Annotated in this window: 27 protein-coding genes; 16 read left to right on the top strand and 11 right to left on the bottom strand. The window is 72.4% G+C overall.

Features of this window, described 5'->3' with window-relative positions:
- The first annotated feature begins 107 nt into the window (after positions 1–107).
- A complete protein-coding gene (locus tag DCS98_RS15615) occupies positions 108–1,196 on the top strand; it encodes a YeiH family protein (protein WP_116452316.1) in 1,089 nt (362 codons plus the stop codon).
- 100 nt (positions 1,197–1,296) lie between these two features.
- Here DCS98_RS15615 and DCS98_RS15610 read toward each other — a convergent pair whose 3' ends face one another.
- Complete coding sequence (locus DCS98_RS15610; protein ID WP_116452315.1) at positions 1,297–1,791, bottom strand: hypothetical protein; 495 nt, start codon at positions 1,789–1,791, stop codon at positions 1,297–1,299.
- A gap of 516 nt (positions 1,792–2,307) precedes the next feature.
- The gene (locus DCS98_RS15605) at positions 2,308–2,901 is read right to left on the bottom strand and encodes a hypothetical protein (RefSeq protein ID WP_164704601.1); all 594 of its coding nucleotides are present in this window, start codon (positions 2,899–2,901) and stop codon (positions 2,308–2,310) included.
- Between the two features lie 101 nt (positions 2,902–3,002).
- On the opposite strand from DCS98_RS15605, the gene DCS98_RS15600 reads away from it, so the two are divergent.
- Positions 3,003–3,422, top strand: a complete 420-nt coding sequence (locus DCS98_RS15600; RefSeq protein ID WP_164704600.1) for a hypothetical protein — start codon at positions 3,003–3,005, stop codon at positions 3,420–3,422.
- 599 nt (positions 3,423–4,021) lie between these two features.
- A complete protein-coding gene (locus DCS98_RS15595) occupies positions 4,022–4,411 on the top strand; it encodes a hypothetical protein (protein ID WP_164704599.1) in 390 nt (129 codons plus the stop codon).
- A 337-nt stretch (positions 4,412–4,748) separates the two neighbouring features.
- Here DCS98_RS15595 and DCS98_RS15590 read toward each other — a convergent pair whose 3' ends face one another.
- Both DCS98_RS15590 and DCS98_RS23095 read right to left on the bottom strand, forming a co-directional pair.
- Positions 4,749–5,360 (bottom strand): CBS domain-containing protein, encoded by a 612-nt coding sequence (locus DCS98_RS15590; RefSeq protein ID WP_164704598.1) that lies wholly within the window; start codon positions 5,358–5,360, stop codon positions 4,749–4,751.
- Positions 5,361–5,723: 363 nt separating this feature from the next.
- The gene (locus DCS98_RS23095; RefSeq protein ID WP_164704597.1) at positions 5,724–6,287 is read right to left on the bottom strand and encodes a hypothetical protein; all 564 of its coding nucleotides are present in this window, start codon (positions 6,285–6,287) and stop codon (positions 5,724–5,726) included.
- A gap of 228 nt (positions 6,288–6,515) precedes the next feature.
- Here DCS98_RS23095 and DCS98_RS23090 point away from each other — a divergent pair, with 228 nt between their 5' ends.
- Positions 6,516–7,439 carry a YihY/virulence factor BrkB family protein gene (locus tag DCS98_RS23090; protein WP_164704596.1) on the top strand — a complete coding sequence of 308 codons (924 nt, stop codon included), beginning with the start codon at positions 6,516–6,518 and terminating at the stop codon, positions 7,437–7,439.
- A gap of 60 nt (positions 7,440–7,499) precedes the next feature.
- Here DCS98_RS23090 and DCS98_RS15580 read toward each other — a convergent pair whose 3' ends face one another.
- Positions 7,500–8,012, bottom strand: coding sequence for a hypothetical protein (locus tag DCS98_RS15580; RefSeq protein WP_116452309.1), 513 nt, complete (start codon positions 8,010–8,012; stop codon positions 7,500–7,502).
- A gap of 52 nt (positions 8,013–8,064) precedes the next feature.
- Positions 8,065–8,523, bottom strand: a complete 459-nt coding sequence (locus DCS98_RS15575; protein WP_164704595.1) for a nuclear transport factor 2-like protein — start codon at positions 8,521–8,523, stop codon at positions 8,065–8,067.
- Positions 8,524–9,123: 600 nt separating this feature from the next.
- Between DCS98_RS15575 and DCS98_RS15570 the strand changes: the two genes are divergently transcribed.
- The 5 genes from DCS98_RS15570 to DCS98_RS15550 all read left to right on the top strand — a co-directional run bounded on the left by DCS98_RS15570 (position 9,124) and on the right by DCS98_RS15550 (position 13,766).
- Positions 9,124–9,468 (top strand): hypothetical protein, encoded by a 345-nt coding sequence (locus DCS98_RS15570; protein WP_116452307.1) that lies wholly within the window; start codon positions 9,124–9,126, stop codon positions 9,466–9,468.
- 965 nt (positions 9,469–10,433) lie between these two features.
- Positions 10,434–11,111 (top strand): response regulator transcription factor, encoded by a 678-nt coding sequence (locus DCS98_RS15565; protein WP_116452505.1) that lies wholly within the window; start codon positions 10,434–10,436, stop codon positions 11,109–11,111.
- Positions 11,108–12,580 carry a sensor histidine kinase gene (locus DCS98_RS15560; RefSeq protein ID WP_116452306.1) on the top strand — a complete coding sequence of 491 codons (1,473 nt, stop codon included), beginning with the start codon at positions 11,108–11,110 and terminating at the stop codon, positions 12,578–12,580. The genes DCS98_RS15565 and DCS98_RS15560 overlap by 4 nt, the downstream gene beginning before the upstream one ends.
- 11 nt (positions 12,581–12,591) lie before the next feature.
- Positions 12,592–13,200 (top strand): GerMN domain-containing protein, encoded by a 609-nt coding sequence (locus DCS98_RS15555; protein ID WP_164704593.1) that lies wholly within the window; start codon positions 12,592–12,594, stop codon positions 13,198–13,200.
- Positions 13,201–13,418: 218 nt separating this feature from the next.
- Positions 13,419–13,766, top strand: a complete 348-nt coding sequence (locus DCS98_RS15550; RefSeq protein ID WP_116452304.1) for an STAS domain-containing protein — start codon at positions 13,419–13,421, stop codon at positions 13,764–13,766.
- 42 nt (positions 13,767–13,808) lie between these two features.
- Here DCS98_RS15550 and DCS98_RS15545 read toward each other — a convergent pair whose 3' ends face one another.
- Positions 13,809–14,342, bottom strand: a complete 534-nt coding sequence (locus DCS98_RS15545; protein ID WP_116452303.1) for a hypothetical protein — start codon at positions 14,340–14,342, stop codon at positions 13,809–13,811.
- A 426-nt stretch (positions 14,343–14,768) separates the two neighbouring features.
- Here DCS98_RS15545 and DCS98_RS15540 point away from each other — a divergent pair, with 426 nt between their 5' ends.
- Complete coding sequence (locus tag DCS98_RS15540) at positions 14,769–15,944, top strand: AI-2E family transporter (RefSeq protein WP_164704592.1); 1,176 nt, start codon at positions 14,769–14,771, stop codon at positions 15,942–15,944.
- An 80-nt stretch (positions 15,945–16,024) separates the two neighbouring features.
- Here DCS98_RS15540 and DCS98_RS15535 read toward each other — a convergent pair whose 3' ends face one another.
- Together DCS98_RS15535 and DCS98_RS15530 are read right to left on the bottom strand one after the other, a co-directional pair.
- Positions 16,025–16,633, bottom strand: coding sequence for a hypothetical protein (locus DCS98_RS15535; RefSeq protein WP_116452301.1), 609 nt, complete (start codon positions 16,631–16,633; stop codon positions 16,025–16,027).
- A 277-nt stretch (positions 16,634–16,910) separates the two neighbouring features.
- Positions 16,911–17,132, bottom strand: a complete 222-nt coding sequence (locus tag DCS98_RS15530) for a hypothetical protein (protein WP_116452300.1) — start codon at positions 17,130–17,132, stop codon at positions 16,911–16,913.
- 399 nt (positions 17,133–17,531) lie between these two features.
- On the opposite strand from DCS98_RS15530, the gene DCS98_RS15525 reads away from it, so the two are divergent.
- Complete coding sequence (locus DCS98_RS15525; protein ID WP_116452299.1) at positions 17,532–18,614, top strand: hypothetical protein; 1,083 nt, start codon at positions 17,532–17,534, stop codon at positions 18,612–18,614.
- A 28-nt stretch (positions 18,615–18,642) separates the two neighbouring features.
- Here the strand turns inward: DCS98_RS15525 and DCS98_RS15520 are convergent, their stop codons facing one another.
- Positions 18,643–19,098, bottom strand: coding sequence for a PaaI family thioesterase (locus tag DCS98_RS15520; RefSeq protein ID WP_116452298.1), 456 nt, complete (start codon positions 19,096–19,098; stop codon positions 18,643–18,645).
- 73 nt (positions 19,099–19,171) lie between these two features.
- Between DCS98_RS15520 and DCS98_RS15515 the strand changes: the two genes are divergently transcribed.
- Positions 19,172–19,588 (top strand): PaaI family thioesterase, encoded by a 417-nt coding sequence (locus DCS98_RS15515; protein ID WP_116452297.1) that lies wholly within the window; start codon positions 19,172–19,174, stop codon positions 19,586–19,588.
- A gap of 89 nt (positions 19,589–19,677) precedes the next feature.
- Here the strand turns inward: DCS98_RS15515 and DCS98_RS15510 are convergent, their stop codons facing one another.
- The gene (locus DCS98_RS15510) at positions 19,678–20,961 is read right to left on the bottom strand and encodes a hydroxyacid-oxoacid transhydrogenase (RefSeq protein WP_116452296.1); all 1,284 of its coding nucleotides are present in this window, start codon (positions 20,959–20,961) and stop codon (positions 19,678–19,680) included.
- Between the two features lie 133 nt (positions 20,962–21,094).
- Between DCS98_RS15510 and DCS98_RS15505 the strand changes: the two genes are divergently transcribed.
- From DCS98_RS15505 to DCS98_RS15490, 4 genes are all read left to right on the top strand, one after another.
- The gene (locus DCS98_RS15505) at positions 21,095–22,063 is read left to right on the top strand and encodes a cyclase family protein (protein WP_206340292.1); all 969 of its coding nucleotides are present in this window, start codon (positions 21,095–21,097) and stop codon (positions 22,061–22,063) included.
- 9 nt (positions 22,064–22,072) lie between these two features.
- The gene (locus DCS98_RS15500) at positions 22,073–23,719 is read left to right on the top strand and encodes an AMP-binding protein (protein ID WP_116452294.1); all 1,647 of its coding nucleotides are present in this window, start codon (positions 22,073–22,075) and stop codon (positions 23,717–23,719) included.
- Complete coding sequence (locus DCS98_RS15495; RefSeq protein WP_116452293.1) at positions 23,716–24,555, top strand: hypothetical protein; 840 nt, start codon at positions 23,716–23,718, stop codon at positions 24,553–24,555. The genes DCS98_RS15500 and DCS98_RS15495 overlap by 4 nt, the downstream gene beginning before the upstream one ends.
- A 208-nt stretch (positions 24,556–24,763) precedes the next feature.
- Positions 24,764–25,622, top strand: an 859-nt coding sequence (locus DCS98_RS15490; RefSeq protein WP_241038093.1) for a serine/threonine-protein kinase, incomplete at its 3' end; no start/stop codon positions are given.

Here is a 25,622-nt window from a genome sequence, read left to right as displayed (position 1 = left end):
TGCTATGGCAACCCATCGGCATCGTTGATGGGTGCATCAGGGCGTCGGGGCTACCGGCCGTCTCGCTCCCGCGTGATCGTGGAGTCCGACCACCTGTAGGAGGTGCCATGAACACGCTGCTCCACGCCGTCCGCCACGGCTCGCGCTCGCCGAGCCGCTGCCGGCCCAGCTGCCCGCCGGTGCCGCCGCCCGGCGCCTCGTCCCCGCTGCCGGGGCTGCTGATGGTTGCGGCGGCGACCGGGGTCGCGTTCGGCGTGTCCCAGCTGCTGCCCGCAGTGAACCCCTCCACGGTGGCCGTCGCGCTCGGCGCCCTCGTGGCGAACCTGGGCCTGCACCGTCCGGTACTGCACGTCGGCACGCACGTCGCCTCGCACCGCCTGCTCCGGATCGCGGTCGTACTGCTTGGGCTGCAGCTGGGTCTGACGCAGCTGCTGCACCTGGGGGTCGGGGGCGCGGTCGTCGTCGTGGTCACCGTCACCGTGACGTTCGCCGGCACCCGGCTGCTGGGCCATCTGCTCGGCGTCCCCCCGGCCCGCTCGCTGCTGATCGCCACCGGCTTCTCGATCTGCGGGGCCTCGGCGGTCGCCGCGATGGAGGAGACCGCGGGCGGCGACGACGACGACACCGCCGTTGCGGTCGCCCTGGTCACGCTGTGCGGGAGCCTGGCGATCCTGCTGCTGCCGCTGCTGCGCGACCCGCTGGGCCTGGACCCGGTGGCGTTCGGCAGCTGGGTCGGCGCCAGCGTGCACGACGTCGGGCAGACCGTCGCCACCGCCAACCGGGTCCCCGGCGCGCTCACCACCGCCGTGGTGGTCAAGCTCAGCCGTGTCGTGCTGCTCGCTCCGCTGGTCGCCGGGATGAGCCTGGCTCGCCGTCGCGCCGCTGTCAGGGCCTCGACCAGCGGGACGGCCCGCGCCACGGCCGACCGGCGGCGCCCGCCGCTGCTTCCGCTGTTCGTCGCCGGCTTCCTCGGCGCGATCGCGCTGGCCAGCACCGGCCTGCTGCCCGCACCTGTGCTGGACGCAGCCAAGACCGTCCAGGGCGTGCTGCTCGCCGCCGCCCTCGTCGGCCTCGGCACCGGCATTCACCTGCCGACCCTCCGCCGCACCGGCGGACGGGCCCTGCTCCTCGGGCTGCTGTCCTGGCTCCTCGTCGGCGCTGTCGCCTACGTCGGCGTCCGTCTGCTAGGCCGCTGAACCCTGTGTCCTCACCCCCCAGCTGCGGGAGGCGGCTTCACCCGTGTCTGCCGGGGCGGGGACACGCAATCGACCCTGACCGTTCCCGCTGAGGGATGGTCTAGCGGTAGTCGTCCGGTGACATGAACGTGGAGATGTCCGAACTGGGCACGCAAGGCTTCGCCAGTCGTACGGCAAGCTCCATCTCAGTCAGCTGCCGGGAATCCGGCGCTACGTAGTTCAGATCCTGCCAGCCGCAGCGCATGCAGGAACCGGTCACCATCCGGTAGGAGCCGCAGCTCTCGCACCTGTTCCTCGCGCCGGTCCCAGCGCGCAGACATACCGCGGTCATCATCGACAGGAAGTGGCTCACGGCCGCGACACCGATGTGCGCGTCGTAGGCGATCGCGTTCTTCGCGTGCGTCAGCCAGTTGACGTAGTCCCACGTCTCGCGCGTCAGCTTGATGGCATAGGACCGCAGTTGCTTGCTGGAAGGTCCCTCGGCCAGGTGCGCGACCAGCAGGTTGGTCCAGCCCACCACGTCAGCTGCCTTGGGGCCGACGTCGCCTTCTGGCACCAGTGCGTCATCGGCAACCTCGTCGGCGTAGGTGACCATCGCCTCGCGTAGTCGCACCCCGAGGGCTTGAAAGTCCTCGGCTTCGCGGCCGCTGTCGAGGGACTCGATTGCCTGTTCCCACAGGCGCCAGGCTCGCGGAAGCAGTCCCGCGGCCTCCTCGGTGATTGGGACCTCCTCGCGGCTGGCGGGCGATGCGCACCATGAGCCCGACGTGGAAGGTCAGCGCGACGTCCCGGCTTTTGAAGTCGTCCTGCGAGTAGTAGTTCAGCGAGTTGCTGATTGCCCACCAGTGGCTGCCCTTGCAGTGCACGTCCCAGATGTCGTGCAGCACCGAGCCAACCCGCTCGACCGCGACCTTCTCCAGGTGCACCACCGGGTCGTCGGCCATCTGAGCCGCGAAGTAGTCGAGGACCTGTTCCCGCTCGAGGTCCGAAGCCTTCACAGTCGGCTTCCCTGCTCCCCCTTGATCACCTCCCTAGTCTGACTCGACCGGGAGTGATCTTGGTAGTGAGACGCCGTCGCGTGACGCGTCGCCGGCCAAGGCCGCCTCCTCGACTACCGGGAAGCGGCGGGTCCGGCATCACCACCGGGTCTCTTGCGGCCCTCTTGCGTCAAGGCGTAGATCACGGCGTCGGTCAACGCGAGGTAGTCCAGGGCCCGGGGCTCGTCCAGTTCGGCCTCGTGCCCGTGTGCCGCGAGGTTGCGCAGCACCGCGATGCCCTCGATAGCCCTGACCGTCTCCGGCTGTACCAGGCCTGCCTCCTGCGCGCGGCGGGCAAGCTGCATCGCGCTACCTCGGCCGGGGTCAAGATCGGCGTCGAGGAGCAGCTGCCGCAACTGCGCCTCCACGCGGGCGAATGCCTGCACTACGGCCGCGGCCGGCGCGATACGGGCAACCTCGGCCAGCTGCTCGCTCGGCCGAGCACCGTCGAGTCGTGGAATTTCCGGCAGGCCAGGCTCGCCGAGTTCCGCTTCGACCTCGGCGATCTCGCGGTCCCACACCAGCTCCACCGGTCCGGCTTTGAGGCTCGTGAAGGGCCGGGTAAGCAGAGCGGCGAGCTGGCGTCGAAAGAGCACCGCCACAACGAGAACAACGACAGGCCACGCTAAAGAGCCGACGAGGGCCGCGAGCAACTCGAAGCCGGACACGGTCACACGCTAGTGGTCGGCTCCCGCTGGCCGATCCGCGCACGGGCATCATGGCCAGGCAGCGTCAGGCGGCCGCGGAGGTCAACGACAGAAGGACGACCATGAGCATTGCGGACCGACTTGAGGACGCGGATGTGCTTTGGACGCGCGGTCGCCGCGAGGGTGCACTGCTTAACCTCCTAATCGCCGTGACCGCCGCAGCTCGCAACGAGCGTCCCGACATGAAGGACGGCGACGCCTTCCGCACCTTCATCGCCGACCGGCACAGTTGGTCCATCGCGATCGAGCACCGAGGCCAGCTGGTCAGCCTTGAACAGCTGATGTGGAAGTGGCTGCGATGCGAGCTGGCACACCGGGCCTCGCTTCCAGAAGACGTTCAGCTCTACGTCATGGACGACGATCCTGATGGCCTACGCATCCAGGCCGGCGGTGCACCGGACTACTGCGTGCGGCTGTCTGACGGGTGGTATTGGTGGCTCCGGCGCCACCTTGAGGCACTACCGGCAGCGGCGCTAACCTGATCGGCCAGCTGGCCGTACGCGACAGCTCATCAGTCTGGGGCCCTTCTGTCCAGGACGACGATCACCCGTCGGGACGACGGTCCCCTTGGAGTGAGCTTCCGGCCCACGGGACCACCCACTGACCGACGCCCGCCGTCCACACTCCCCTGCGCTTCCCACAACCCGCCCGGTCCGGCTGCCGCGGGTCGAGGGAAGGGTCGGCCGCAGGCCGATCCCGAAGGGACGCGAAGCGCCCTTCCCGCGACCGAGGCAGCTGGCACGCTGATCGGGTGGGACGCGCGTCGCCGATACCGCGGGCGTGCTGCCGACGTGGGAGCCGGATTCCTCGCGCATGCCCGGGCCCCGGTCTTTCGCCGGTCGTCCAGAATGCTGCTCGTGCAGCAGCTGAGGGAGCCGATCCAGCCTGGCGCCTGGCATCACAGAGGTGAAGTCGAGCGGGCCCGCCTGGCAGCCGGTTGACCGCCCAGGCATTCGTCGATGAGTCGGCCCGTGGGTCCAACTACCACGTGTGCGTCGCGGTCGTCGCGGACGGAGACGTAGACGCGCTACGCCGGCTCGTTCGGTCGTTCTGCATGCCCGGGCAGCGGCGGTGGCACTTTGTGACCGAGCGCGACAGCCGCCGCCGGCAGATTCTCGACGCAGTTGTAGGCAGCAGCCAACTGTCGGCGCTGGCCTTCTACGGCAAGGGCCGCGATACCGACGTCCGCGCCGAAAGCTTCCGTCGCATGGTCGACCCGCTTCTCGACCGCGGGGTGCAGCGACTGATCATCGAGTCGCGCCAAGGGCGCGATCAGCGCGACCGTCAGGTGCTCGTCGAGGAACTCCGCCGCCTCGCCCGACCCCAACCGTTTCGCTACGTGCACCTGCCGCCGCACGGCGACCCGCTTCTGTGGGTCGCCGACGCCTTGGCCTGGAGCCATTCCGCCGGAGGTGCCTGGCGAGCGCGCATCGCGGACATCACCGCCGCCGAGGACGTGTCGGCGCTGTAGACAGCGCGAAGCCCGGCCGCTCACCGTCCGGAGAGGAGCCGGGCTCACTTCCTGAAGCTCAGCGCGACAGGCAAGGCTCAGTGTAGGCGTATCCCCGACGGGCGCCAAGCCCCGCAGGCAGCACACCGCCGGAGCGACCCGACCGCTCCAGCCGGGATGCGTGAGCCGGGTACCTCTGCCTGGTATGCGTACCCGCCGTGCCCACACCGTGCCCACACGGTGCCCACAAAAGGGCCGTTTCGGACCATCGACGGCCATCGGCCGCCAACCATGAAACCGCAGCTCAGAACGCAAATCACCGATGATCATGCAGGTCGGCGAAGGGCCCTGAGATACCTCATAATCCCTGGGTCGTGGGTTCGAGCCCCACCCGCCCCACCACGTCGCCGTGCCCACGGGCCACGGCTCGGTGCGGGCCACCGGACAGCGGCCCGTGGGATCGCGCAGCGACGCCGGCGTCGCTGCAGAAGCCGGTTCGACGGCGGTTCAGGCACACCAACCCCAGCAGGACCCCCGAGCTGTCGACGACCGCGAGGCGCCGCTGGTCACGCTCCCGGAGCCCGCGGTACACGGCGACGGCGGGCTCGGCGATGCCCACGGTCCGGCCGGTCAGCGTGGCCAGCGGCAGAGCCGGCGCCGCCGGTGATGCCGCCCCAGGCACGTCCTCGCGCACCAGCGTGCCGAGGAGGCGGCCCTCTGCCCCGAGCAGGACCATCAGGACGTGGTCGTCCGCGAACTGGTGACGGACGTCGGCGACCCGGGCATCGCCCGGCAGGACCTTCGGCGCGCGGATCATCACGTCGGCGGCGGTGGCGCCGAGCAGGCGCGGTCCGTCGACGACCGTGCCGACGCGCCCGGCATCGCCGGATGATCGTGGCCCGCGGCCCTCGTCGTGTCTCACGGGCGACCGGTCGAGGGACGACGCCACCGCGTCCGCCGCCTGCTCCACGACGCGCTCGTCGACCCCGCCGCGATGCACCGGCGGCCGCCTGCGGCGGAGAGCACAGGGCATCGGCGCTGCTTCCTGGTCACGTCGCCCTCCCTCGCTCGACTGCCGAGCCGCACGTCCGCTGCCCGGCGCCCCGGGCCGGAAACGACCGGCCGGCGGTCCGTCATGGAAATGACATGCGACGCCACGGTCCGACACCGGCACGAGGCCGTCGGAAGACCGGCCCTCGGACGAGGGCGGTGGCCACGTGTGCGCACAGGACGCGTCGGGCGGTGGAACCCGCGGTCAGAGGGGTGCAGCCGTCCGGGTACCCACGGCATCCCTGGCGACCGGGTGCTCCGGGGCCGACGACGGCCGACCGTCTCACTCGTCCGACGGCTCGAGGACCTCGATGCGATCGGCGGCCAGCGCCAGACTCCCCTCGACGTCGGTCAGGAAGCCGTCGGGGTCGGCCAGCAGCTGGTCGGCGGTGATGCCGAAGTCCTCCTCGAAGGTGTCGGCACGCACGTAGGTCACGGTGCCGGTCACCCGCACGTCGTCGTTGGCGTCCACGGCAGTCCGCTCCGTGTCGGACAGCACGGCCAGGTTCCCCCCGATCTGGAACGCGGCGCCCGTATCGGCCGTGGTCCAGAGACGGGACACCTCGTCGGTCACCGTCACCTCCTGTCCGAGGTATGCCTGGGGGTCCGCCATCAGCTCCTCCACGGAGGCGCCGGACTGCCCCTCGAGCACGCCGACGCGGTCCTCCAGGGCCGTCAGGTCGTCCTCGATCTCCTGGATCTGATCGGTCGAGACGGCGTCCACACCGTCGTCGTCGGAGCCGCAGGCGCTCAGCCCGATCAGACCCGACGCGGCGGCGGCGACCAGTGCTGTCGCCCGTCCGGTCCGCGCCATCCTCTGCGACGTCGACGGGTTCTGGTGAGCCATGTCGTGCTCCTCTGCGGTACGGGCCGGCCGGTGGACCGGCCTCCGGGATGTCGGACCGTCCTGGCCGTGCCCGGGTCGTCGCAGGGCAGTCGGGAGGTCACCCGGCTGACGGCAAGCCGCAAGATCCGCGCAACACGGGCCCCCGGAGGCCCTCGGCTGCCCCGGACGTCACGCAACTGCAACGGCAGTCCCGTCTTCGCCGACCGGGTGCCGGGTACCCGGCGCCTGGTGAGGAGGGGCCAGGAGCCGGACGGCTGGCGGACGACGGCCCGCGCGTGCTGGCGGTTCCTCGAGGCCTACGCCGCGGAGATCAACCGGGACCGGCTGCTCGGCCTCGCCGCAGAAGCGGCCTTCTTCGCGATCCTCGCGCTCTTCCCGGCGCTGCTGGTGGCGGTCAGCATCCTCAGCCTGCTCGATGTCCTGGTCGGCGCCGACGTCGCCCAGCGGGTGCAGGAGAACGTGGTCTCGAGTCTCGACGTCGTCTTCACCGATGCGGCGTCGGGCGTCGTGGAGTCGGTCGAGGGCTTGTTCGACCAGGCACGCGGTGAGCTGTTCACCGTCGCCGTCGCAGGCGCGCTGGTCAGTCTCTCCGGGGCCTTCGCCGTGGTCATCAACGCGCTGAACATCGCCTACGACACCGTCGAGCGGCGCAGTTGGATCCGGCGCCGGCTACTCGGCCTGGGCATGGGCGCCTGCACGACGGTGGTCGCCGCCCTGTCGCTCACCGTCCTCGTCGTCGGGCCGTTCCTCGGCCGGGGACGGGCCCTGGCGGACGTCGTCGGTCTCGGCGGCGCCTTCGCGTTCACGTGGGACGTCCTGCGCTACCCGGTGCTCGTCGCTGGTCTGGTCGTCTGGGCGGCCGCCTTGTTCCACTTCGCCCCGAACGGGCGCACCCCCTGGCGGGAGACGCTCCCGGGCGCCGTCCTCACCACGGTGCTGTGGCTGCTGGCCACGACCGGCTTCCACTTCTACCTGCGGATCGCGGCGGCGGGGAATCCCGTGACGGGCGCATTCGGCGGCGGCGTGATCGTCATGACGTGGGCGTACCTGCTCAGTCTCGCGCTCATGCTGGGCGGAGAGCTCAACGCGACCCTCCACCCGAGGCCACGTCATACCTCCGCCGAGCACGGTTCGGAGGACGCGCACCCCTGATCGTCGCCGCGGCGCCCGTACGCCGGGACCCGGGGCGCCGGCGCGGGCCCTTCCCGGACGTCACATGGCCGGCTCGACGATCGTGGCCACCAGGTATGCCTCGTCCTCCCACTCCCCGAGCTCGTCCGCGTCGACGTCGAGGTCCAGCTCCGTGACGACGGCCTGGGCGTCGAGGTCGGTCTCCGGCGTAGCGGCCACCACCAGCTCGGCGCCCGGCTCCGGCCGGGCGTCGGCGGCGGCGGTGGTCACGACCAGCACCTGGTCGACGTCCGACTCGTCGATCGAGGTGAGGCTGAAGACGCGCGGCGAGAGGACCTCCGCCACCTCCCCCAGCACGGTGACCTCCTGGTCCTCGTAGGCGGGCAGGTCCTCGACGAAGCGTTCGTCGAGGAGCCCGGTGTAGACGTCGGTGACGTCGTCCTCGCCGCGGATGTCGGGCACTGCGGCCTCGAGCTCCGGCGCGGTCGCCTGGTCGTCCAGGTCGTCCCCGCAGCCCGCGAGCGCCACGCCGGACAGCGCCAGGCCCGCGGAGAGCAGTGGGCCGGCCAGCCGTCCCGATCGGTGTGCGCGCATGTCCGGTCTCCTGTCGTCGGTGTCGTGATGCCTTCCCGTACCGCCGGACGCCTCACCGGTCGGCGGGCCGGGCGTCCGTCAGCGAGGGGAGCTCGTCGTCGTTCGTCGCGGTCGAACCCGTCGTGGACAGGGAGAGGTCCTCGACGCGGTAGTGGATGGTCTGCGCGGTGATCCACCCGTCCTCGATCAGGTACGAGTCCACGCCGCACCGGACGAGCGCCTGGTCGTCGCTGCCGCGCCACTCGAGCAGGCCCATGCGGTCGTCGGCCAGGACGTGGCTGTAGGTGTACGAGCCCCCCGAACCGATCGCCGCCCACAACCGGTGCGCGGACCTGCGGACCCCGTCGTGCCCCCTGAACACCTCGCGGGCGGTCAGGACCACGACCTCGGGTGAGTAGTTCTCCCGGAGATCCCGTTCGAGATCGCCGGCCTTGCGCGCCCGGAGGTGTGCCGCGAGCACATCGCGACTGCCCCGGGACCGGAGTGCGAGGTCGCGTTCCATGGTTTCCACGTGAAGTCCTCCGTGATGGTCGAGACGATGGGGTTCGGCCGGCACAGGGCGTCTCCGGTCCACGCGGGTGGGCGTCGGGGCTCGGCTCGCGACCGGGTTCGGACGACACGCTGTCGAACACGACGTCGACCGACTGTGCCGTACCGCTTCCCGTCGACCGGGTCGTGGCGCATCCAGCCAGGTGGCTCGATGTGCACGTGGACGCTGCACAGCCCTTCGCCGGCCTCGTTGCTCTGCTGCATCGGTGGCTGGCCCGTGGAGGTCGGCAGGTCCTCGACGACGTGTCCTGCCGACACCGGTCGTGCTCCTCTCTCAGGTGCGGGATGCCGTCGGCATGCCCGTGGCCCTGACCGGAAAACGACGTCGCCTCGGGTGTCACAGAACCGACACGGGACCGACGGCTCGGCTCGGCCCGGTCGTCCGGCCGCCGTCCCTCCCCTGCCGGTGCGCGCCCGCTCGTCCTCCGCCGGCCCGTCGGCGGGCCGGCTCTGCGACGGGAACATGACAGGTTCGCGACGAGGCGGTCACGACGCGCTCAGCCGCGCGCCCGGCGGGCACCCACGCGGCACGTCCCACCGGCGCCACCACCGAGGAGTGACGATGACCTCGACCATCCAGCGGATCCCGCCGGCCCATGCCGTGCACGGAGCACGTCGCACCGGCGCGGACCTGCGCGGCGACCTCCTCGCCGAGGCGTTCAGGGCGGAGGCTGCACCGCCGGTCGCCATCCACCTGCGGCCGGAACTCCGCGAGCTCCTGCGTGCGCAGGCCGTGGGCCCCGCCGCGCCGCCCTCTCCTCTGCCCCTGGTCGTCGACGACGAGCTCCCCGCCTCGCCGGGATACGAGATCCACCGGGAGCCGCCGGCCGGCGTTCCACCGGCGTCGGGGCTCACCCCCGCGGTCGGCCGCCCGTCAGGACACGGCAGCGACTCGGGACGAGCATGACGATCCCGCGTCCCCCCGGCGGCCGTCCCGGGACGGCGCACGCCTTCGACCGGACCCCGGAACCGGGAAGGGTCGAGCGACCACACCTCACGGCCCGTCCCGTCCACGACGACCGGCCGCCTGCCGTCCGGCTGGACGAGGTCGTCGCATCGGAACCGTCCCTGGCAGGGGCCAAGGTCGCTGCCCTGGCATCGTCCTCGCCGCGTGCCGGGTGACCTCGGTGCACGACCGCACCGCGGGCGTCGTCTTCGCCGGCTCCGGGGGCTCGGGGGTCACGGCTCCCGGGCTGCCGGCGCGGTGGTTGCCCACGGCTCTCGAGGCTCCGTTCCGGCGCGCGTGGTTCGGCGTCCTCCGTGCTACCGCCCGCCTGGGCCGGCGGCTCCGGTCGGTCCGGTGGGTGTCCGATCGGTTGGTGCGGCGGATCGGGGTCGGCCCCACCGCTCCGCCGGCCGTCGTCGCGCGGGTGCGGGAGAGCGTGCTGAGGACCCGGGCACCGGCTCTGGCCGCCACCACGCTGGCCAGCCTCAGCCACGACGGCACGGAACTGGCCCGCTCCCTGGAGGTGCCCACCCTCGTGCTCCACGGCGGCGCGGACCCCGAGGTGCCGGCGAGCGAACTGCTCGACGCGCTGCCCGACGGGGAGGTCGTCGAGTTCTCGGGCGCCGGGCACATGCTGCCGCTCACCCGCTCCGCCGACGTGGCCGCCCAGATCGCCCGCTGGTCCGAGCGGATGCGGCACCCGGGATCGCCGGCCGGCCGGCGCGCCCGTGACGTCACACGACCGTCACACGCGAGCCCGGGCGACGAGCGGGACGTGACAGCTCCGCGACAAGGTCCACCCGACGAGGGCAGGCGCGGTGGCTGCCGGTCATCCTCGGGCGCGAGGGCACCGGCGGCCGGCGGCGGAGCGGAGGCGTCGCCGCCGGCGGTGGTGCCGGGAGGGCGACATGGGCAGACTCAACGACGTGGCTCGTTCCGTGCTCATCATCGAAGACGACCCCCGGATCCGGCGGATCCTGCAGATGACCCTGCAGCGGGAGGGGCTCGAGGTCGCCGAGGCGGAGAGCGGCGAGGCCGGGCTGGAGCAGGTGGGGGAACGCGACTTCGACGTCGTCCTCCTGGACCTGATGCTCCCCGGCAAGGACGGCTTCGAGGTGTGCCGGGAGATCCGCCGGACGTCGAACGTGCCGATCATCATGGTCACGGCCCGTGGCGACAGCCACGACGTCGTCGCCGGGCTGGAGGCTGGAGCCGACGACTACGTCTCCAAGCCGTTCGTCGCCAAGGAGCTGTCCGCACGGATCCGGGCGCTGGCGCGGCGGACACGGGCCCCTGAACCGCGGGTGCGGATCGCGGTCGGCGAGCTCGAGATCGCCCCTCAGGACGGCACCGTCACCCGCAATGGGCAGGTCGTGAACCTGACCCGCACCGAGTTCCGGCTCCTGTGCGAGCTGGCCGAGGAGCCCGGCCGCGTGCTGAGCCGGGAGGAGCTCCTGGAACGCGTCTGGGGCTACGACTACTTCGGCGACTCACGCCTGGTCGACGTGCACGTCCGCAGGCTGCGCAAGAAGGTCGAGCAGGACCCGGGCCAGCCCACCCTGGTCACCACCGTGCGGGGCATGGGCTACCGAATCCCGGCGTGACCGCGACTCAGGACCGCCCTGGCCCGACCCTCCCGGCCGACGCCGAGGAGGCCGTGGCCAGGCCCGCCGTCGAGGAGGGACGAGGGCCGGTCGGTCCCCTGCGGACGCTGCGCGGGCGCGCCACCCTGGCCTTCACGGCGGTCACCACGGTGCTCTGCGCGATCCTCGTCGTCGCCGTCTGGGTGGCGGTCTCCCAGTACCTGCTCGTGCAGCGGGAGAGGGCCACCCTCGTCCAGGCCACGGACAACGCCCGTCAGGTGCAGCGCGCCCTCGGCACGGAAGGGCTCACCGTGCCGCAGGTGCTCGCACAGCTCCCGCGCGAGAGCGGCTCGGTCTCCCTGTACGTCGACGACGGCGAGTGGGTGACCACGTCCCTGCTCATCGGACGCGACGACGTGCCCGGGAGCCTGGCCGAACGGGTGCTGGACGGTACGGCGGCACGGCAGCGGATCCAGACGTCCGAGGGCACCATGATGGCCGTCGGCATCCCGCTGGCAGGACTGGATGAGGCCTACTTCGAGATCTTCCCGCTCGAGGAGCTGGACCGGACCTACCGTGTGCTGGCCGCGGTGCTGTCCATCTCGGTCGCCGGCCTGATCCCCCTCCTGCTCATCGTGGGCTGGTGGGTCACCGGACCGGCGCTGCGCCCCCTGAACCGCATCGCGTCAGCTGCGGAGGCCATCGCCGGCGGCGACCTGACGACCCGCATCGATCCGCGCGGCGACCCCTCCCTCGTCCCCATCGCCTCGTCCTTCAACCACACGGCAGCGGCCCTGGAGACGCGGGTCCGGACCGACGCCCGGTTCGCCGCCGACGTCAGCCACGAGCTCCGGACCCCGCTGACCGCGATGCTGGGCGCCCTCGACCTGGTGGAGAGCGCCGCGGAGGAACTCCCGGACGAGGCGCAGGAGGGGTTGTCGGTGCTCCGTTCGGAGGTCCTCGGTTTCGAGCGCCTGGTAGCCGACCTGCTCGAGATCTCGCGATCCGACGCCGGTAACGCCGACCTCGTCCTCGAGGAGGTCCGCCTCGCCGCCCTCGTGGAGGAGGCGCTGCTCCGGCGTCGTCTCGCCGGCCGGCAGACCGCCCGCCTGCGGGTGGACACGGGGGCCGAGGACGCGGTCATCCACGCCGACAAGCGCCGGTTGGAACGGGTCCTCGGCAACCTCATGGACAACGCCGACAAGCACGGCGACGGTCTGACCGGCATCACCGTGACCTGCAGCGACACGTCCGCCTGCGTCCTCGTGGACGACGACGGTCCAGGCATCCCCGAGGGGGAGCGGTCGCGGGTGTTCGACCGCTTCGCCCGGGGAAGCGGCAGCATCCGGACCCGGACCGAGGGCGCGGGGCTCGGTCTGGCGCTCGTCGCTCGTCACGTCCGGGCCATGGGGGGCACGGTCACGGTGACCGACAACCCGTCCGGAGGAGCCCGCTTCGTCGTGGAACTCCCCGCCGGCCCGATCCGATGAGCCGGGCCCGGATGCTGATCGCCCTGGCGGCCCTCGTCGTCGCGTCCCTGCTCGCCGGGTGCGGGGTCGCGGCGCAGGACGTGCCGGAGCCGGTGCCCACCGAGGCGCCGGCGGCCACGCGGCCGGGCACCGGGGACCAGGTGTCGGGCCCGCACCTGACGGTGTTCCTCGTGCGCGGCGCGGCCCTGGCCCCGGTGCAGCGACGGATCCACGCCGCCACGCCGGCCACGGCGCTCGAGCAGGTCGCGGAGGGTCCCACCCGCGCCGAGGCGGCCGGCGGCATCAGGACGGCACTGCCCCCGGAGCTCGTCGGCGTCGAGGAGGTGCTGCCCACCGGGAGCGTCACCGTGTCGGTCACGCGGGGATTCACCGGGATCACCGGGGGTAACCAGCTGCTCGCCGTCGCCCAGGTCGTCTGGACTCTCACCGACCTGCCGGCGGTCGACCGGGTCCGGTTCACGGTGGAGGGGGTGCCGGTCGAGGTCCCCACCGACGCGGGTCTGTCGGCGGGACCGGTCGATCGCGACGACTTCGCCTCCGTGGCGCCGCAGGAACCGCCGCCCAGCGAGACCCCCAGCAGCAGCTCCCCCGCCGGCGACAGGACGTCGCCACCGCGCTGACCAGGCACTGCGTCACATCTGCGTCATCTTCTCCGCTCCGTCCCCCCGAGCCGCCGCGCGCCCGACCGACAACTGCATGACGGATTCACCCGCGGCACTGCCCACGCGGACGAGCCGCTGCCACGGTGGAGCAGGGTCCGGCACCGCCGGGCCGGCGGGCACGGGCGAGCCGCCCCACCCCAGCGGGTGCGCGGGGCCGACCATGACGGAGGACAGCCGTGGAGCAGCCGGAGGACGACGAGGAGAGCCGCACGCGTCCGGCTCCGGGGCCGGAGGCGGCAGCAGCCTTCAGCCAGGTCGTCGACACGCGGGTGGGAACCATCCGGGCGGAGGGGGACCTGACCGGCGCCAGCGCCCATCAGCTGAGAGGAACCGTCGACGCCCTCCGCGGCGCCGGCCGCCCCGGCGTCGTCCTCGACCTGCGCGGGATCGGGTCGGTCGACGAGGACGGGCTGAGCTCGGTGGAGGCGATCCGTGCCGCGGTGGAGGCGGACGGCGGCCGCCTCACCCTGCTCGTCCCTGACGGCCAGGCGAGCGGACCTCGGCCCGCACCCTCGGCGGGGTGACCGACACCGGGACACCCCGGTCGCCGCTCCTGGCGCCCGGCATCACTCCTCGTCGAGGAGGTTGACGTCGACGGCGGCGATGTAGGGACCGTCCTCGAAGATCGCGACACCTTCGTCGACCAGATCGACGCCGAGGTCGTCCTCGACCTCCAGCAGGACGAACGTGCCGACGTCGCCGGTGACCTGGGCGGTGTACCCGGGCAGCAGGGTGACGCCGTCCGGCGTCGGTCGGGTCACGAGCGTGGCCATGTCGCCCTGGCCGATCACGAACGCATGAGGGCTGAGGACCTCGACGATCTCGCCCCGGACGGTGACGGGCTCGTTGGCGAAGGAGTCGGGGTCGTCGAAGAAGGCGCCGCTGTCGTCCTCGTTCGGTGCGTCGGCGATGTCCTGCTCCGACGCGTCGTCCTGGAGGTCGTCGAGGTCGCCCTGGTCCTCGACCCCTTCCTCGTTGATGTCCTCGAGCGTGACGCCACGGTCGGCCTCGTCGCCGCAGGCCGCCACGCCCAGCGCGGCCGAGACGGCGACGACGGAGGTGGCGAGCACGCGGGCGGTGCGGGAACGGACGGTGGTCATGACGGATCTCCTCCAGATCGACGTCGGCGCCTCGGAGCCGGGCGCCGTGGGGTGGTGGACGAGCTGCCGGAGGGCTGCCCCCGTCCGGGCTGCTCTCCCGCATCCGCCGGCTTCGTCACGTGTCCGCAAGGCCGCTGACCGCGGATGTGACGGGTCGGTGTCGTTGAGCGGAGGCGGAAGAACTCGAGCCGGGACCCGGGCACACAGCGCACGGCGGCGCGTCGGACGTGCCCGCCGGGCGGCACTGCCGTCGAGGCGGACACCAGGAGACGACGGGATGCCCACTCCCCTTCGAAGCGAGGACCCGATCCGTCGACCGCCGGACGGGCCACCGCGCTGTCGGGCGCAGGAGGGCGTGCCCGGAGTGCCGCCCACCGGAGGGGACCGCCGCGGACGGACGTCGGCCGAGCCGACGGAGGAGGGACCGTGACGCGGTTCCGGGGCCGTGCGCCGGCCCGGCCCGGCCCGCCGCAACTCGGGGTGGACCGGTCGTCCACCGCGTCGCCGGTCGGCGACCGGGGCCACCATCCCGCGTCGGCGGTCCCTGCCTGGGCCGTGCGCACGCTGTCGGTCAGCGCAGCAGTGCTCGGCGCCGCGGCGAGCGCGTGGCTGGTGCTGTGGCTGGCGCTCCGCATCCCGCTCGTCACCGTCACCATCGCGGTGGCGTTGCTGCTGGCCGCGCTCCTGGACCCGATCGCTCGCCGGCTGCGCACCACCCTGCCCCCGTCAGCGGCAGCACTGCTGTCGGTGCTCCTGCTGGGCGGCATCCTGACCGGCATCGGCTTCCTCGTGGGGTTCCGGGCTGCGGAGAAGCTCCGGGACCTGACCCGCCCACTGGCCGCCGGCATCGACCGGATCCGCGTGTGGCTGGTCGAGGGGCCGCTCCACCTCGATCCCGAGCAGGTCACCCGGATGCGGAACGCGGTCGTGGACCAGGTCTACCGGCTGACTCCCGAGCCCATGGCTGCCGCGCGCATGGCCTTCGAGCTCCTGGGCGCCGTCGTGCTCCTGGCCTTCCTGGTGTTCTTCCTGCTCAAGGACGGCGCTGCCATGTGGGCCTGGCTGCTGGAGAGGGTGGCCGAGCGTCGACGTGCGCAGGTGGACGGCGCCGCGCGCTGCGCGTGGACCACGGTGGCGCGCTACGTGCGCGGGGTCGTCGTCGTGGCCCTCATCGACGCCGTGGGCATCGGCGCCGCCCTGCTCGTCCTCGGCGTGCCGTTGTGGGTCTCGCTGACGCTGCTGACCTTCGTCGGCGCGTTCGTCCCGTTGTTCGGCGCCACGGTGAGCGGTGCCGTCGCCGTCCTCGTCACCCTGGTGACGAACGGGACCACCGACGCGATCGTCGTGCTCGTCGTCGTCCTGGTCGTGCAGCAGGTCGAGGGCAACGTCCTGCAACCGCTCATCGTCGGGCGAGCACTGCGGCTCCACCCCGTGGTCATCCTCGTCGCCGTCACCTCCGGCACGTTGCTGTGGGGGCTCGCGGGAGCGCTCCTCGCGGTGCCCGTCACGGCGGTCGGCTACCAGGTGTCCGAGTACGTCCGGCTCCATCCCCTGTCGCCCTTTGGGGGCGAGTCCCCCGTCCCGGAGCCGGCCGGGCGCTGAACGGCCGTCGCGCGCGGCGAGGCGCTCGGACCTACCGGGGAGACCCGGAGCGGCCACGCAGCGCCTCGCCGCGGAGGTCGTCAGCCCTCGGCCTGCTCCTGGAGCACCTCCACGCGATCGGCGGTGATCGCCACCTCGCCCTCGAAGTCGGAGAAGAACGCATCCGCGTCGTCGAACAGCTCGTCGGCTGCGATCCCGAACTCCTGCTCGAACGAGTCGCGCCGGACCTCCACCACAGTCCCGCTCACCCGCACGGCGTCGTCGACGTCGAGCTCCTGGGGGCTCGCCGAGAGGACGGCGATCGGTTCGCCCGAGTCGTCCCCGATGCGGAATGCGCTCCCCACGTCGGTGGTGGTCATGACGTCCGAGACCGCTGCGCTGACCGTCACCTCCTGGCCGACGAGCGCCTCGGCGTCCTCGAACACGCCCGCCTCGTCCTCGACCGCCGGATCCACGGGGGCTCCGGGGTCCGCCATGCCGTCCTCCAGGATCCCGACCCGGTCCTCCAGGGCACCGAGGTCGTCCTCGATCTGCTGCAGGTCCTGCGTGGTGACCTCGCCCGCCTCCGGGCCGGCGGAGTCACCGCAGGCCGCCAGACCACCCATGCCGAGGGCTGCCGCGAGCAGCAGTCCGGTGGTGCGTCCGGCGCCTCGCTCGCTCCAGGCGGTCCGGCGTGTGCTCGTGCTCATGTCCACTCCTCTGGATCCACGGCGCGCCTCGCGCAGCGCCGCTGTGTCGGACGCGGTCTGGCTGCCCGGGGTCATCGCCCGGACGCCCGTCGCGGCGCTTCTGACACGGATCCGCAAGGCCGCCGACACATCCCCCGGGGCGTCCCTCCGCGTGGTCGTCCCTCGGAGCGTTCAGCCCCCGGCGGTGAGGGGATCCCACGCCGGGGCACCCGAGCCGACGGGGCCGCCGGCCGGTGGGAGCGACGGGTCGCGGTCGCGCGGCTGCGCCCGACCGCCTTCACTGCGCGGCGACCGCGACCTCGGACCGCTCATCGAGCAGTTCGTCGATCCGCCGCCGGCGCACGTCGATCGCGACGGCGAGGGCGGCTTCCATGTCGGAGAGCTCCGACTGACGACGCCTCACCTCGTCGAGCTCGCCCAGAGCACCTCTGACCACCTCGCAGAGAGCGCGGAGCTCCGAGTCGATGGCGTTCAGCCGCCGACGGGGGAACGCGGGCATGGCCTTCTCCTCTCATCCCGTGTCTTCCGCTGCACCACCGCACGTCGATCGCGGGAGCGCACCCCCCGAGGGGTGCCCGATCCGCGGTCACCGACCAGGGGTTCGGGCTTTCGACACGGAACCGCAAGGGGCGCGCTACACGAGTGCCATGGCACGCGCGTCTCGCCCGCGGGCACCTGGCGGGTTCTGCGCCGGGGCCGCCGAGAGTGGCGCTCCCGCGTGGAAGGCTCCTCCCGTTCGTCTCACCGTGGGTAGCGGTAACGTCACAGGTGGGCCGCACGCGCCGCTGCCCGGTGCACGGCCGGCCGACACGGTGCGAACAGTGGTCACGTCCGTGGACGTCCCTCGTTGGACGGGACACGCTGGAGGGGACGTCGTTCCGAGCCGCGGGGGAGCTGCATGCGGAAGCACACGGGCCATCGGCCGGCGGCCGGCCGCTCGGTCTACGTGCTCGGGACGACGTGCGGCACGCTCGCCGTCGCGGCAGTCGTCTCGGCCGTCTACCCGGTCCCCTATCCCACCGCACAGCGCGGAGAGCTGCCCGCCACGAGCCAGGACGACGTGCTGTCGACGCTCGACGACGTCTGGTTCCCGGTCGACGAGTCCGCGCCCACGGGCGGGCCGCTGCAGGTCCCCGACATCGGGGTCGTCCTCGAGGACTACGACGAGCGCTACTCCGCGCTCGAGGCGGCGCGCGCGGAGGAAGCGGGCGACGACTACGTGCCCTCGTCGGACGACGACGCCGACGACGCACGGATCCCCGCCAACCGCTACGACTCACTCGACGAGCTGGACAACCCCGTCGAGCGGCTCCCTGCCCCGCCGCCGGCTCCGGTCGAGCCGCCGGTGCTCGGACCGCCGGCGCCGCCACCTCCGGCCGCCCCCGCGGTCACGGACCCGGCACCGACCGCACCCGCTTCGCCGTCCACGCCGCCCGTTGCACCGCCTGCTCCGCAGACACCGACCCGTCCGGCACCGACGACGCCACCACCGACGACGCCACCCACGACGCCGACCGAGGAGCCGCCGCCCCCGCCGCCTCCTCCGGCGGACACCACCCTCGCCCTCGGTGAGCGGTACGAGCACACGGCCGCCGACGGCACCGTCGACTTCACGATCACCCTGGTCAGCGTCGAGGCCGACATCGCCTGCGCGGCCGGGACCGTCGCCGCCGAGAACGGCCACCTGCTCGGCCTGCACGTCGAGGTCGCCGACCCGACTCCGGCCGCCGAGGCCGAAGCGCCGTCACCGAGCGCCGCGGACTTCCGCTTCGTCGGCGCGGACGACGTCGTCACCGCCGACGTGGACACCGCCGCATCGGCCGGGTGCCTCGAGAACGGCTGGCCGGACGGCCGCCCCGGCCCGGACACCCCAGCTGCCGGCACCGTGGTCCTCGACGTGCCCGCCACGACCGGCACGCTGGTCTACCGGCCGGCGGACTGGACGGCCGGCATCCGCTGGAACCTTCCGCCGGCCGAGTGAGTACAGGGACTGGAACCACTCGTTCCAGTCACTGAACCGATCGATCGCCTCCCGTGCGGACCACGCGGGCGGTCGCGGTCGCCGCAGCCACGACGTCCCCGGTCTCGTCGCTGAGCTCGCCGCTCAGGAAGGCGATCGTGCCGCCCCGGTGCAGCACCCGGCCGCGGCCGGTCAGCCGACCGGGTCTGGCCGGCCGGAAGAAGCTGACCTTCAGCTCCAGCGTGGGCGCGAACTCCCCCGCCGGAAGGGTCGCGACCAGTGCCGGGCCGAGCGTGTCGTCGAGCATCGCCGCGAGGAAGCCGCCCTGGACGACCCCCACCGGGTTGGTGAACGCCCGGCCGGCCTCGAACGTCACCTCGATCTCGCCGCGCTCGGGGTCCACGCGGGACAGCGCCCACCCCAGGGTCTCGGCGGCCGGCGGGGCGGGCAGCCGCCCGGCCAGCACGTCCCAGAAGGCACCGGTGCGGCTGTTCGTCTCGTCCATGGCCGGAGGATGGCCCCGACCCCCGACGGAATCCGGCGTGCGAGGCTCGCCCTCCCCGACGAGAGGCGGCTCGATGCCCTCCGACAGCATGTTCGACTCCCGCGTGAGCGCGGTCCTCGGCATCCCGCTCCACCGCTTCCTCGGGATGGAGCTGCAGGACCCCGACGACCCGTCGGCGGGCATCTGGTTCCCGGTCGCCGGGCCCACGCTCAACCCGGGCGGGCTGCTCCACGCCGGCGTCATCTACACGCTGATGGACGTCGCCTGCTTCCTCGCGCTCATCCGCCACCTCGAGGACGACGAGCACGCCGTCACCCACGACATCACCGTGTCGCTGCTGCGCCCCGTCTCGCCGGACAAGCGGGTGGACATCACCGGGACGGTGCTCCGGCGCGGGCGCACGATCGCCTTCATGCGCGCCGACGCCACCGTCGACGGCCAGGTGGTCGCCGCCGCCTCGGTCACCAAGAGCGTCGTCCGCGCCGGCTGATCACGGAGGACCTCGCCGTCCTCGCCTCCGAGTCGCCGTCCCCGGCGTGCAGCACGTGGCCGGCGACCCGACGGTGAGGTCGGCGGTTCTCACCACAGGGACATCGAGCGGCGGAAGATGCCGGCGATGTCGTCCTCGGTGACCTCCTTCGGGCACGTGGCCAGCAGCCGCTGCTGCTTCATCGTGCCCTCGACGAGGTCGGGGATGTCGTCCTCCCCGAACCCGACCGCGCCGACGCCGTTCGGGATGTCGATGTCGCGCATCAGGTCGGCCAGCACCATGGGCAGGAACTCCTCCGGTGCGGTCGGGATGCCGGCGTTCGGCGCCAGCAGCTGCGCGGCCCGCACGTGCCGGTCCGGCGCGGAGTCGAACGTGAACCGGAAGGCCTCGGGCGCGGTCAGCGCGACCGACATCCCGTGCGGCACCATCGGCTCGTCGGCCGGGTAGTCCTTGGGGTGGAAGTCCTTCACCTGCCCGGCGATCGGGTAGGCGTTCGCGTGCGGGATGTGCACGCCGGCGTTGCCGAACCCCATGCCGGCGAACGTGGCCGCCATCGCCATGTCCGCGCGCGCCTGCTCCTCGTCCCCGTGCCGCACCGCCCGGCGGAAGGAGCCGGCCAGCAGGGAGAGCGCCTTCTCCGACCACATGTCCGAGATCGGGTTGGAGCCGCAGTAGGGCACCCGCTGCTCGGGCGTCTTGTGCTCGTAGGTCGTGTACCAGCGGGCCGTGTAGCTCTCCAGCGCGTGGCACAGGATGTCCATGCCCGACGCCGCCGTCACCCCGGGCGGCTGGGTGAGGGTCAGCGCCGGGTCGATCACCGCCAGCGTCGGCCGCAACCGGGCGTGGCTGATCCCGGTCTTCACCCGGGCCGAGATCACGTCCATCACGCAGATCGTCGTGCTCTCCGACCCGGTGCCGGTCGTGGTGGGGACGGCGACCAGCGGCTTGAGCGGCTGCGACGGCGCCTCGCCCTTGCCGACCGGCACGTTCACGTAGTCCATGAGCTCGCCCGGGTTGGTGGTGAGCAGGTTGATCGCCTTGGCCGTGTCGATGCTCGAGCCACCGCCGACCGCGACGAAGGCGTCCCACGGCCCGGTCGAGCGAGCCTCGTCGATCGCCGCGATCAGGCTCTGGTCGGTCGGCTCGACATGGACGCCGTCGTAGACCCGCGCCTCGATGCCGAACTGCGCCATCTGGTCGGCCACCCGTTGCGGGAGACCCGTGGCCGAGAGCCCGGCGTCGGTGACGACGAGCACCCGCTGGACGCCGTACTTGCTGAGGTCGTAGCCGATCTCGTCCGACGCGCCGCTGCCGAACTTCAGCTGGGGCGCGCCGTAGGTGAAGACGGACTCGGGGTTGGCAGGCGTGGTCATGGCGTCCCTCTCGGCGGTCGGGCGGCGGGCGGACGGGGATCGGTTGCACCGAATGTTGCACGCGGTTGTGGTCGGCACCACACCGGCGAACACTCCGGGTTGCCACTCCCCCTCTCAGCCCCTGGAGGCCTCCGTGACCGACGCAGCGACCACCCCTCCGGCCCTCGGCGACCTGCTCAAGGACGCCCCGACCAACTGGGGGAAGTGGGGCGACGACGACGAGGTCGGCGCGCTGAACTACCTGGGCGCCGAGCAGGTGCTCGCCGCGGTGCGGCTGGTCAGCGACGGCAAGGTCTTCACGCTGCAGCGGCTCATCGGCGACCCCAAGGGCGACCCGGTGTGGCCGGGCCGCACCCCGGCGGTGCGCACCCAGGTGCTCGACGAGGGCGACTGGGACGAGGGCGGCAAGGGCCCGGAGTACCCGGGCGGGCTGCACTACGCCGACGACAAGATCGACGCCTACCTGCAGGGGTCCACGCAGTACGACGCGCTGGGCCACCTCTGGTACGACGGCAAGATCTGGAACGGCTTCGACGCGCGGACGACGATCGGCGGGCTGGAGAAGGCCAGCGTGCAGCCCATCGCCGAGCGGGGCGTCGTCGGCCGGGGCGTGCTGCTGGACATGGCGCGGTTCCGGGGCAGGAACACCCTCGACAAGGGCGAGACGTTCACGCACGAGGACCTGCTGGAGTGCGCGCAGGCCCAGGGCGTCGAGATCCGGAAGCGGGACATCCTGATCATCCGGACCAACTTCCTGGCGCTGTTCCACGAGCAGGGCGAGGCGTTCTACGAGGGCTTCAACGAGCCCGGCCTGGTCTACAGCCCCGAGCTCGTGCAGTGGTTCCAGGACATGGAGATCCCCAACCTGGTCACCGACACGATCGCCAACGAGGTGACCATGGACCCCAACAACGGCGTCGCCCTCGTGCTGCACAGCGCCCTGATGCGCAACCTCGGCGTCACGCTGACCGAGATCGCCGACCTGGAGAAGCTGGCGGCCGACTGCGCCCAGGACGGCCGGTACGACTTCCTCTACGTCGCCGCCCCGCTGAAGGTCGCCAAGGCCGCCGGTACCCCGGTCAACCCCGTCGTCATCAAGTAGGCGATCCCGGTGAGCGCCTACGACGAGCGCCCCTGGCTCGCCCGCTACGGCGACCAGCCGGCCGACTACGACATCGAGTTCGACGACGCCCTCGACATGTTCCGGGCGGGCGTGGCGAAGGACCCTTCCGCCGATGCGCTGCGCTACTTCGACGGCGTCATCACCCGGCAGGAGCTCGACGAGCTCAGCGACGGGCTGGCCGCCGGCCTGCTCGCCCACGGGTTCTCGCCGGGCGACCGGCTGGCGGTCTACCTGCAGAACGTGCCGCAGTTCGTCATCGCGATGGTCGCCGCCTGGAAGGCCGGCGGCGTCATGGTGTCGATCAACCCGATGAGCCGGCAGCGCGAGCTCTCCTACCTGCTCAAGGACTCCGGCGCGACGGTCCTGGTCTCTCTCGAGGCGCTGTACGACCAGATCGCGCGGGAGGTCGTGCCCGACACCGACGTGAAGCTGGTCCTCACCACCAGCGAGCTGGAGTTCCAGAGCAGGGACGACGAGCGGCTGTTCGCCGGGATGCAGCGACAGCGGCACGAGGGGACGACGGACTTCTCCGAGTTCGTCGCCGAGCACCGCGGGCAGGCGCCGCCGTCGGTCGACCTCGGCCCGGACGACGTCGCGTTCCTGACCTACACGTCGGGGACGACGGGCGTGCCCAAGGGCGCGATGAACACCCACCGGAACGTCGTCTTCACCGCCCAGGTCTACCGCGACTGGGTGCACGCCGGGCGGGACGGGGCGATCTTCGGCATCGCCCCGCTGTTCCACATCACGGGGCTGATCGGGCACATCGCGGTCAGCATGCTGGTCCCGGCGCCGCTGGTGCTCGCCTACCGCTTCGAGCCCCAGGTGGTGCTCGACGCGTTCGCCGAGCACCGGCCGGCGTTCACCATCGGCGCGATCACCGCGTTCAGCGCGCTGCTGAACGCGCCGGGCTTCACCAAGGACCACTTCGCCTCGTTCACGTCGATCTACTCCGGCGGGGCGGCCATCTCCCCCACCGCCGAGAAGGGGTTCCTGGAGGCCACGGGCAAGCAGGTGCACAACGCCTACGGCCTCACCGAGACGACGTCGCCCATGACCGTCACGCCGTTCGGGTCGCCGTCCCCGGTGGACCCGACGTCCGGGGCGCTGTCGGTCGGGGTGCCCGCCCCGAACACGATCGTCCGCATCCAGGACGACGACGGGAAGGACCTGCCGCTGGGCGAGATCGGCGAGATCGTCGCGGACGGCCCGCAGGTGGTGGCCGGCTACTGGGGCAAGCCCGAGGAGACGGCGGCCAACCTGCCCGGCGGGGCGCTGAAGAGCGGCGACGTGGGCTTCATGAACCCCGAGGGCTGGGTGTTCATCGTCGACCGCAAGAAGGACATGATCAACGCGTCGGGCTACAAGGTCTGGCCGCGCGAGGTCGAGGACGTCCTGGCCGAGCACCCCGCCGTCCGCGAGTCGGCGGTCGTGGGCGTGCCCGACGAAAAGCGCGGCGAGACGGTGAAGGCGTTCGTGAGCCTCAAGCCCGGCGCCTCGGTGACCGAGGAGGAGCTCATCGCGCACTGCAAGGAGCGCATGGCCGCCTACAAGTACCCGCGCAGCGTCGTCCTGGTCGACGAGCTGCCGAAGACCGTCACCGGCAAGATCCTCCGCCGCGAGCTCCGCGGGTGACCGGAGGACCACCCGACGAACTGACGAGGTTCACGGTCGCGGTCCAGGACGTCGCCCACGGTCTCCTCTGGTTGCGCAGCTCCCTCGACGAGTGGCGGCAGGCGGTCGCGACCCGGTACGAGGCGGATGCCTTGCGACGGATGTGGGTGCTCGCCGACCACGTGGACGGCCTCGTGACCATGGCCGGCACGAACCCCCGCGTCCTGCCGCCGGCCTTCGCGGCGGGCCGCAGCGCCTTCGAGACAGGGCTGATGACCCACTGGCTCCTGGTCGGCCCCACCGCCCCGGGCCACCTGGCCGTACGGGAGGAGGCCGAGACCCGGCACCTGCAGATGCTCGAATCCGACGCCCGCTGGGCTGAGGGCCTCACCGACCGGCTCCGCGGATGGGGTCTGCCCGCCGGCCGCTGGAGCTCGCTCACGCAGGAACGGTGGGACCGGCTCTCCCGCGCACGGGACGCCTACGGGCGAGGAGATCAGGCAGATCGGCTCCCTCGCCCGCCCGACGTCGTCACCGTGCTCCGCGGGCTCGACCTGGAGCGGCTGTACTGGGGGTACATGGTCTCCTCCCAGTGGGTGCACGGGACGACCATGGGCGCCATGGAGCTGGATCCGTTCCGCGATGGCGCGGGTCCCCCCGGCCTCGGGGAGTGGTACCTGCCGATGAACCTCGGCGTCTGGGGACTGGTGCTCGCCGCCCGCGGCATGGCGCGCAGGCCTGACGGACCCGGCCTCGCACTCCTGCACCGCACACCCGTCGGCGATGCCCAGGCCGCGCTCGACGTCTTCCACGAGCTGTCCAGCGAGGAGTGGGCCCGCAACCCCGCCTGGAAGTAGCTCGTCGATGCCCGTACGTGCACCCACCCGGCACATCTGCGCGATCTGCGGCAGGCTCGCCGACGTGACCACCGCCGGACCCGAGGACCCGCAGCCCCGCGACATCGTCGTCGAGCAGGAGACCGCCGAGGTGGAGGCGGACCTCGAGGCGCAGAGCGAGCCGGAGGGCGACGAGTCCTGACGGCTCCGGCCGGGTATCGAGCCGATCGTGAACGCTGACACCGGACCCCAGACGCGGGTGGTCGCGGGGCGCTACGCGCTCGGCGAGGTCCTCGGGCGTGGCGGCATGGGCACCGTCTGGCAGGCCACCGACACGGTGCTCGAACGGCAGGTCGCCCTCAAGGAGGTGACCTTCTCCGTCCACGTCACCGACGAGGAGCGCGCCGTCCTGCGCGAGCGCACGATGCGCGAGGCCCGGGCCGCCGCCCGCCTGGACCACCCGCACGTGGCCACGGTCTACGACGTCGTCGAGGAGGACGGCAAGCCGTGGCTGGTGATGAAGCACGTCGACGCCCGCAGCCTGCAGGACGTCATCGAGCAGCAGGGCCCGCTGCCGCCGGCCGCCGTGGCCCGCATCGGCCTCGACCTGCTCGACGCCCTGGACGCCGCGCACGCCATCGGCGTGGTGCACCGCGACGTCAAGCCGGCGAACGTGCTCGTCTCCCCCGACGGCAGCGCATGCCTCACCGACTTCGGCATCGCCACGACGACCGGCGACTCCAGCCTCACCACGCAGGGCGCGCTCATCGGCTCGCCGTCCTACATGGCCCCCGAGCGGGCCAACGGCGACGAGCCGCGACCGCCGGTCGACCTGTGGTCGCTCGGCGCCACCCTCTACGCGGCGGTGGAGGGTCGGCCGCCGTTCGACCGCGGGGAGGCGATGGCCACGCTCATGTCGGTCGTCTCCGAGCACCCCGCGCCGGTGCTGCGGGCCGGGCCGCTCGAGCCGGTGCTGCTCGGGCTGCTCACCAAGGACCCCGCCCGCCGGCTCACCGCGGCCGATGCCCGACCGCAGCTGGCGGCCATCGCGGCCGGGCGCGTCCCCGCACCCCCGCCGGGCGCGTCCC

It is taken from the genome of Blastococcus litoris, from assembly GCF_003075095.1.
Taxonomy (GTDB): Bacteria; Actinomycetota; Actinomycetes; order Mycobacteriales; family Geodermatophilaceae; genus Blastococcus_B; species Blastococcus_B litoris.
Note: the sequence above shows the minus strand (reverse complement) of the source record. Positions and strands in the feature narration are given on the sequence as shown.

Excerpts from the sequence above, each read along its gene's own strand:
- DCS98_RS15615 (WP_116452316.1), top strand. The coding sequence starts at position 108 with ATGAACACGCTGCTCCACGCCGTCCGCCACGGCTCGCGCTCGCCGAGC.
- DCS98_RS15610 (WP_116452315.1), bottom strand. The coding sequence starts at position 1,791 with ATGGTCACCTACGCCGACGAGGTTGCCGATGACGCACTGGTGCCAGAA.
- DCS98_RS15600 (WP_164704600.1), top strand. The coding sequence starts at position 3,003 with ATGAGCATTGCGGACCGACTTGAGGACGCGGATGTGCTTTGGACGCGC.
- DCS98_RS23095 (WP_164704597.1), bottom strand. The coding sequence starts at position 6,287 with ATGGCTCACCAGAACCCGTCGACGTCGCAGAGGATGGCGCGGACCGGA.
- DCS98_RS15580 (WP_116452309.1), bottom strand. The coding sequence starts at position 8,012 with ATGCGCGCACACCGATCGGGACGGCTGGCCGGCCCACTGCTCTCCGCG.
- DCS98_RS15570 (WP_116452307.1), top strand. The coding sequence starts at position 9,124 with ATGACCTCGACCATCCAGCGGATCCCGCCGGCCCATGCCGTGCACGGA.
- DCS98_RS15555 (WP_164704593.1), top strand. The coding sequence starts at position 12,592 with ATGCTGATCGCCCTGGCGGCCCTCGTCGTCGCGTCCCTGCTCGCCGGG.
- DCS98_RS15545 (WP_116452303.1), bottom strand. The coding sequence starts at position 14,342 with ATGACCACCGTCCGTTCCCGCACCGCCCGCGTGCTCGCCACCTCCGTC.
- DCS98_RS15535 (WP_116452301.1), bottom strand. The coding sequence starts at position 16,633 with ATGAGCACGAGCACACGCCGGACCGCCTGGAGCGAGCGAGGCGCCGGA.
- DCS98_RS15530 (WP_116452300.1), bottom strand. The coding sequence starts at position 17,132 with ATGCCCGCGTTCCCCCGTCGGCGGCTGAACGCCATCGACTCGGAGCTC.
- DCS98_RS15525 (WP_116452299.1), top strand. The coding sequence starts at position 17,532 with ATGCGGAAGCACACGGGCCATCGGCCGGCGGCCGGCCGCTCGGTCTAC.
- DCS98_RS15520 (WP_116452298.1), bottom strand. The coding sequence starts at position 19,098 with ATGGACGAGACGAACAGCCGCACCGGTGCCTTCTGGGACGTGCTGGCC.
- DCS98_RS15515 (WP_116452297.1), top strand. The coding sequence starts at position 19,172 with ATGCCCTCCGACAGCATGTTCGACTCCCGCGTGAGCGCGGTCCTCGGC.
- DCS98_RS15510 (WP_116452296.1), bottom strand. The coding sequence starts at position 20,961 with ATGACCACGCCTGCCAACCCCGAGTCCGTCTTCACCTACGGCGCGCCC.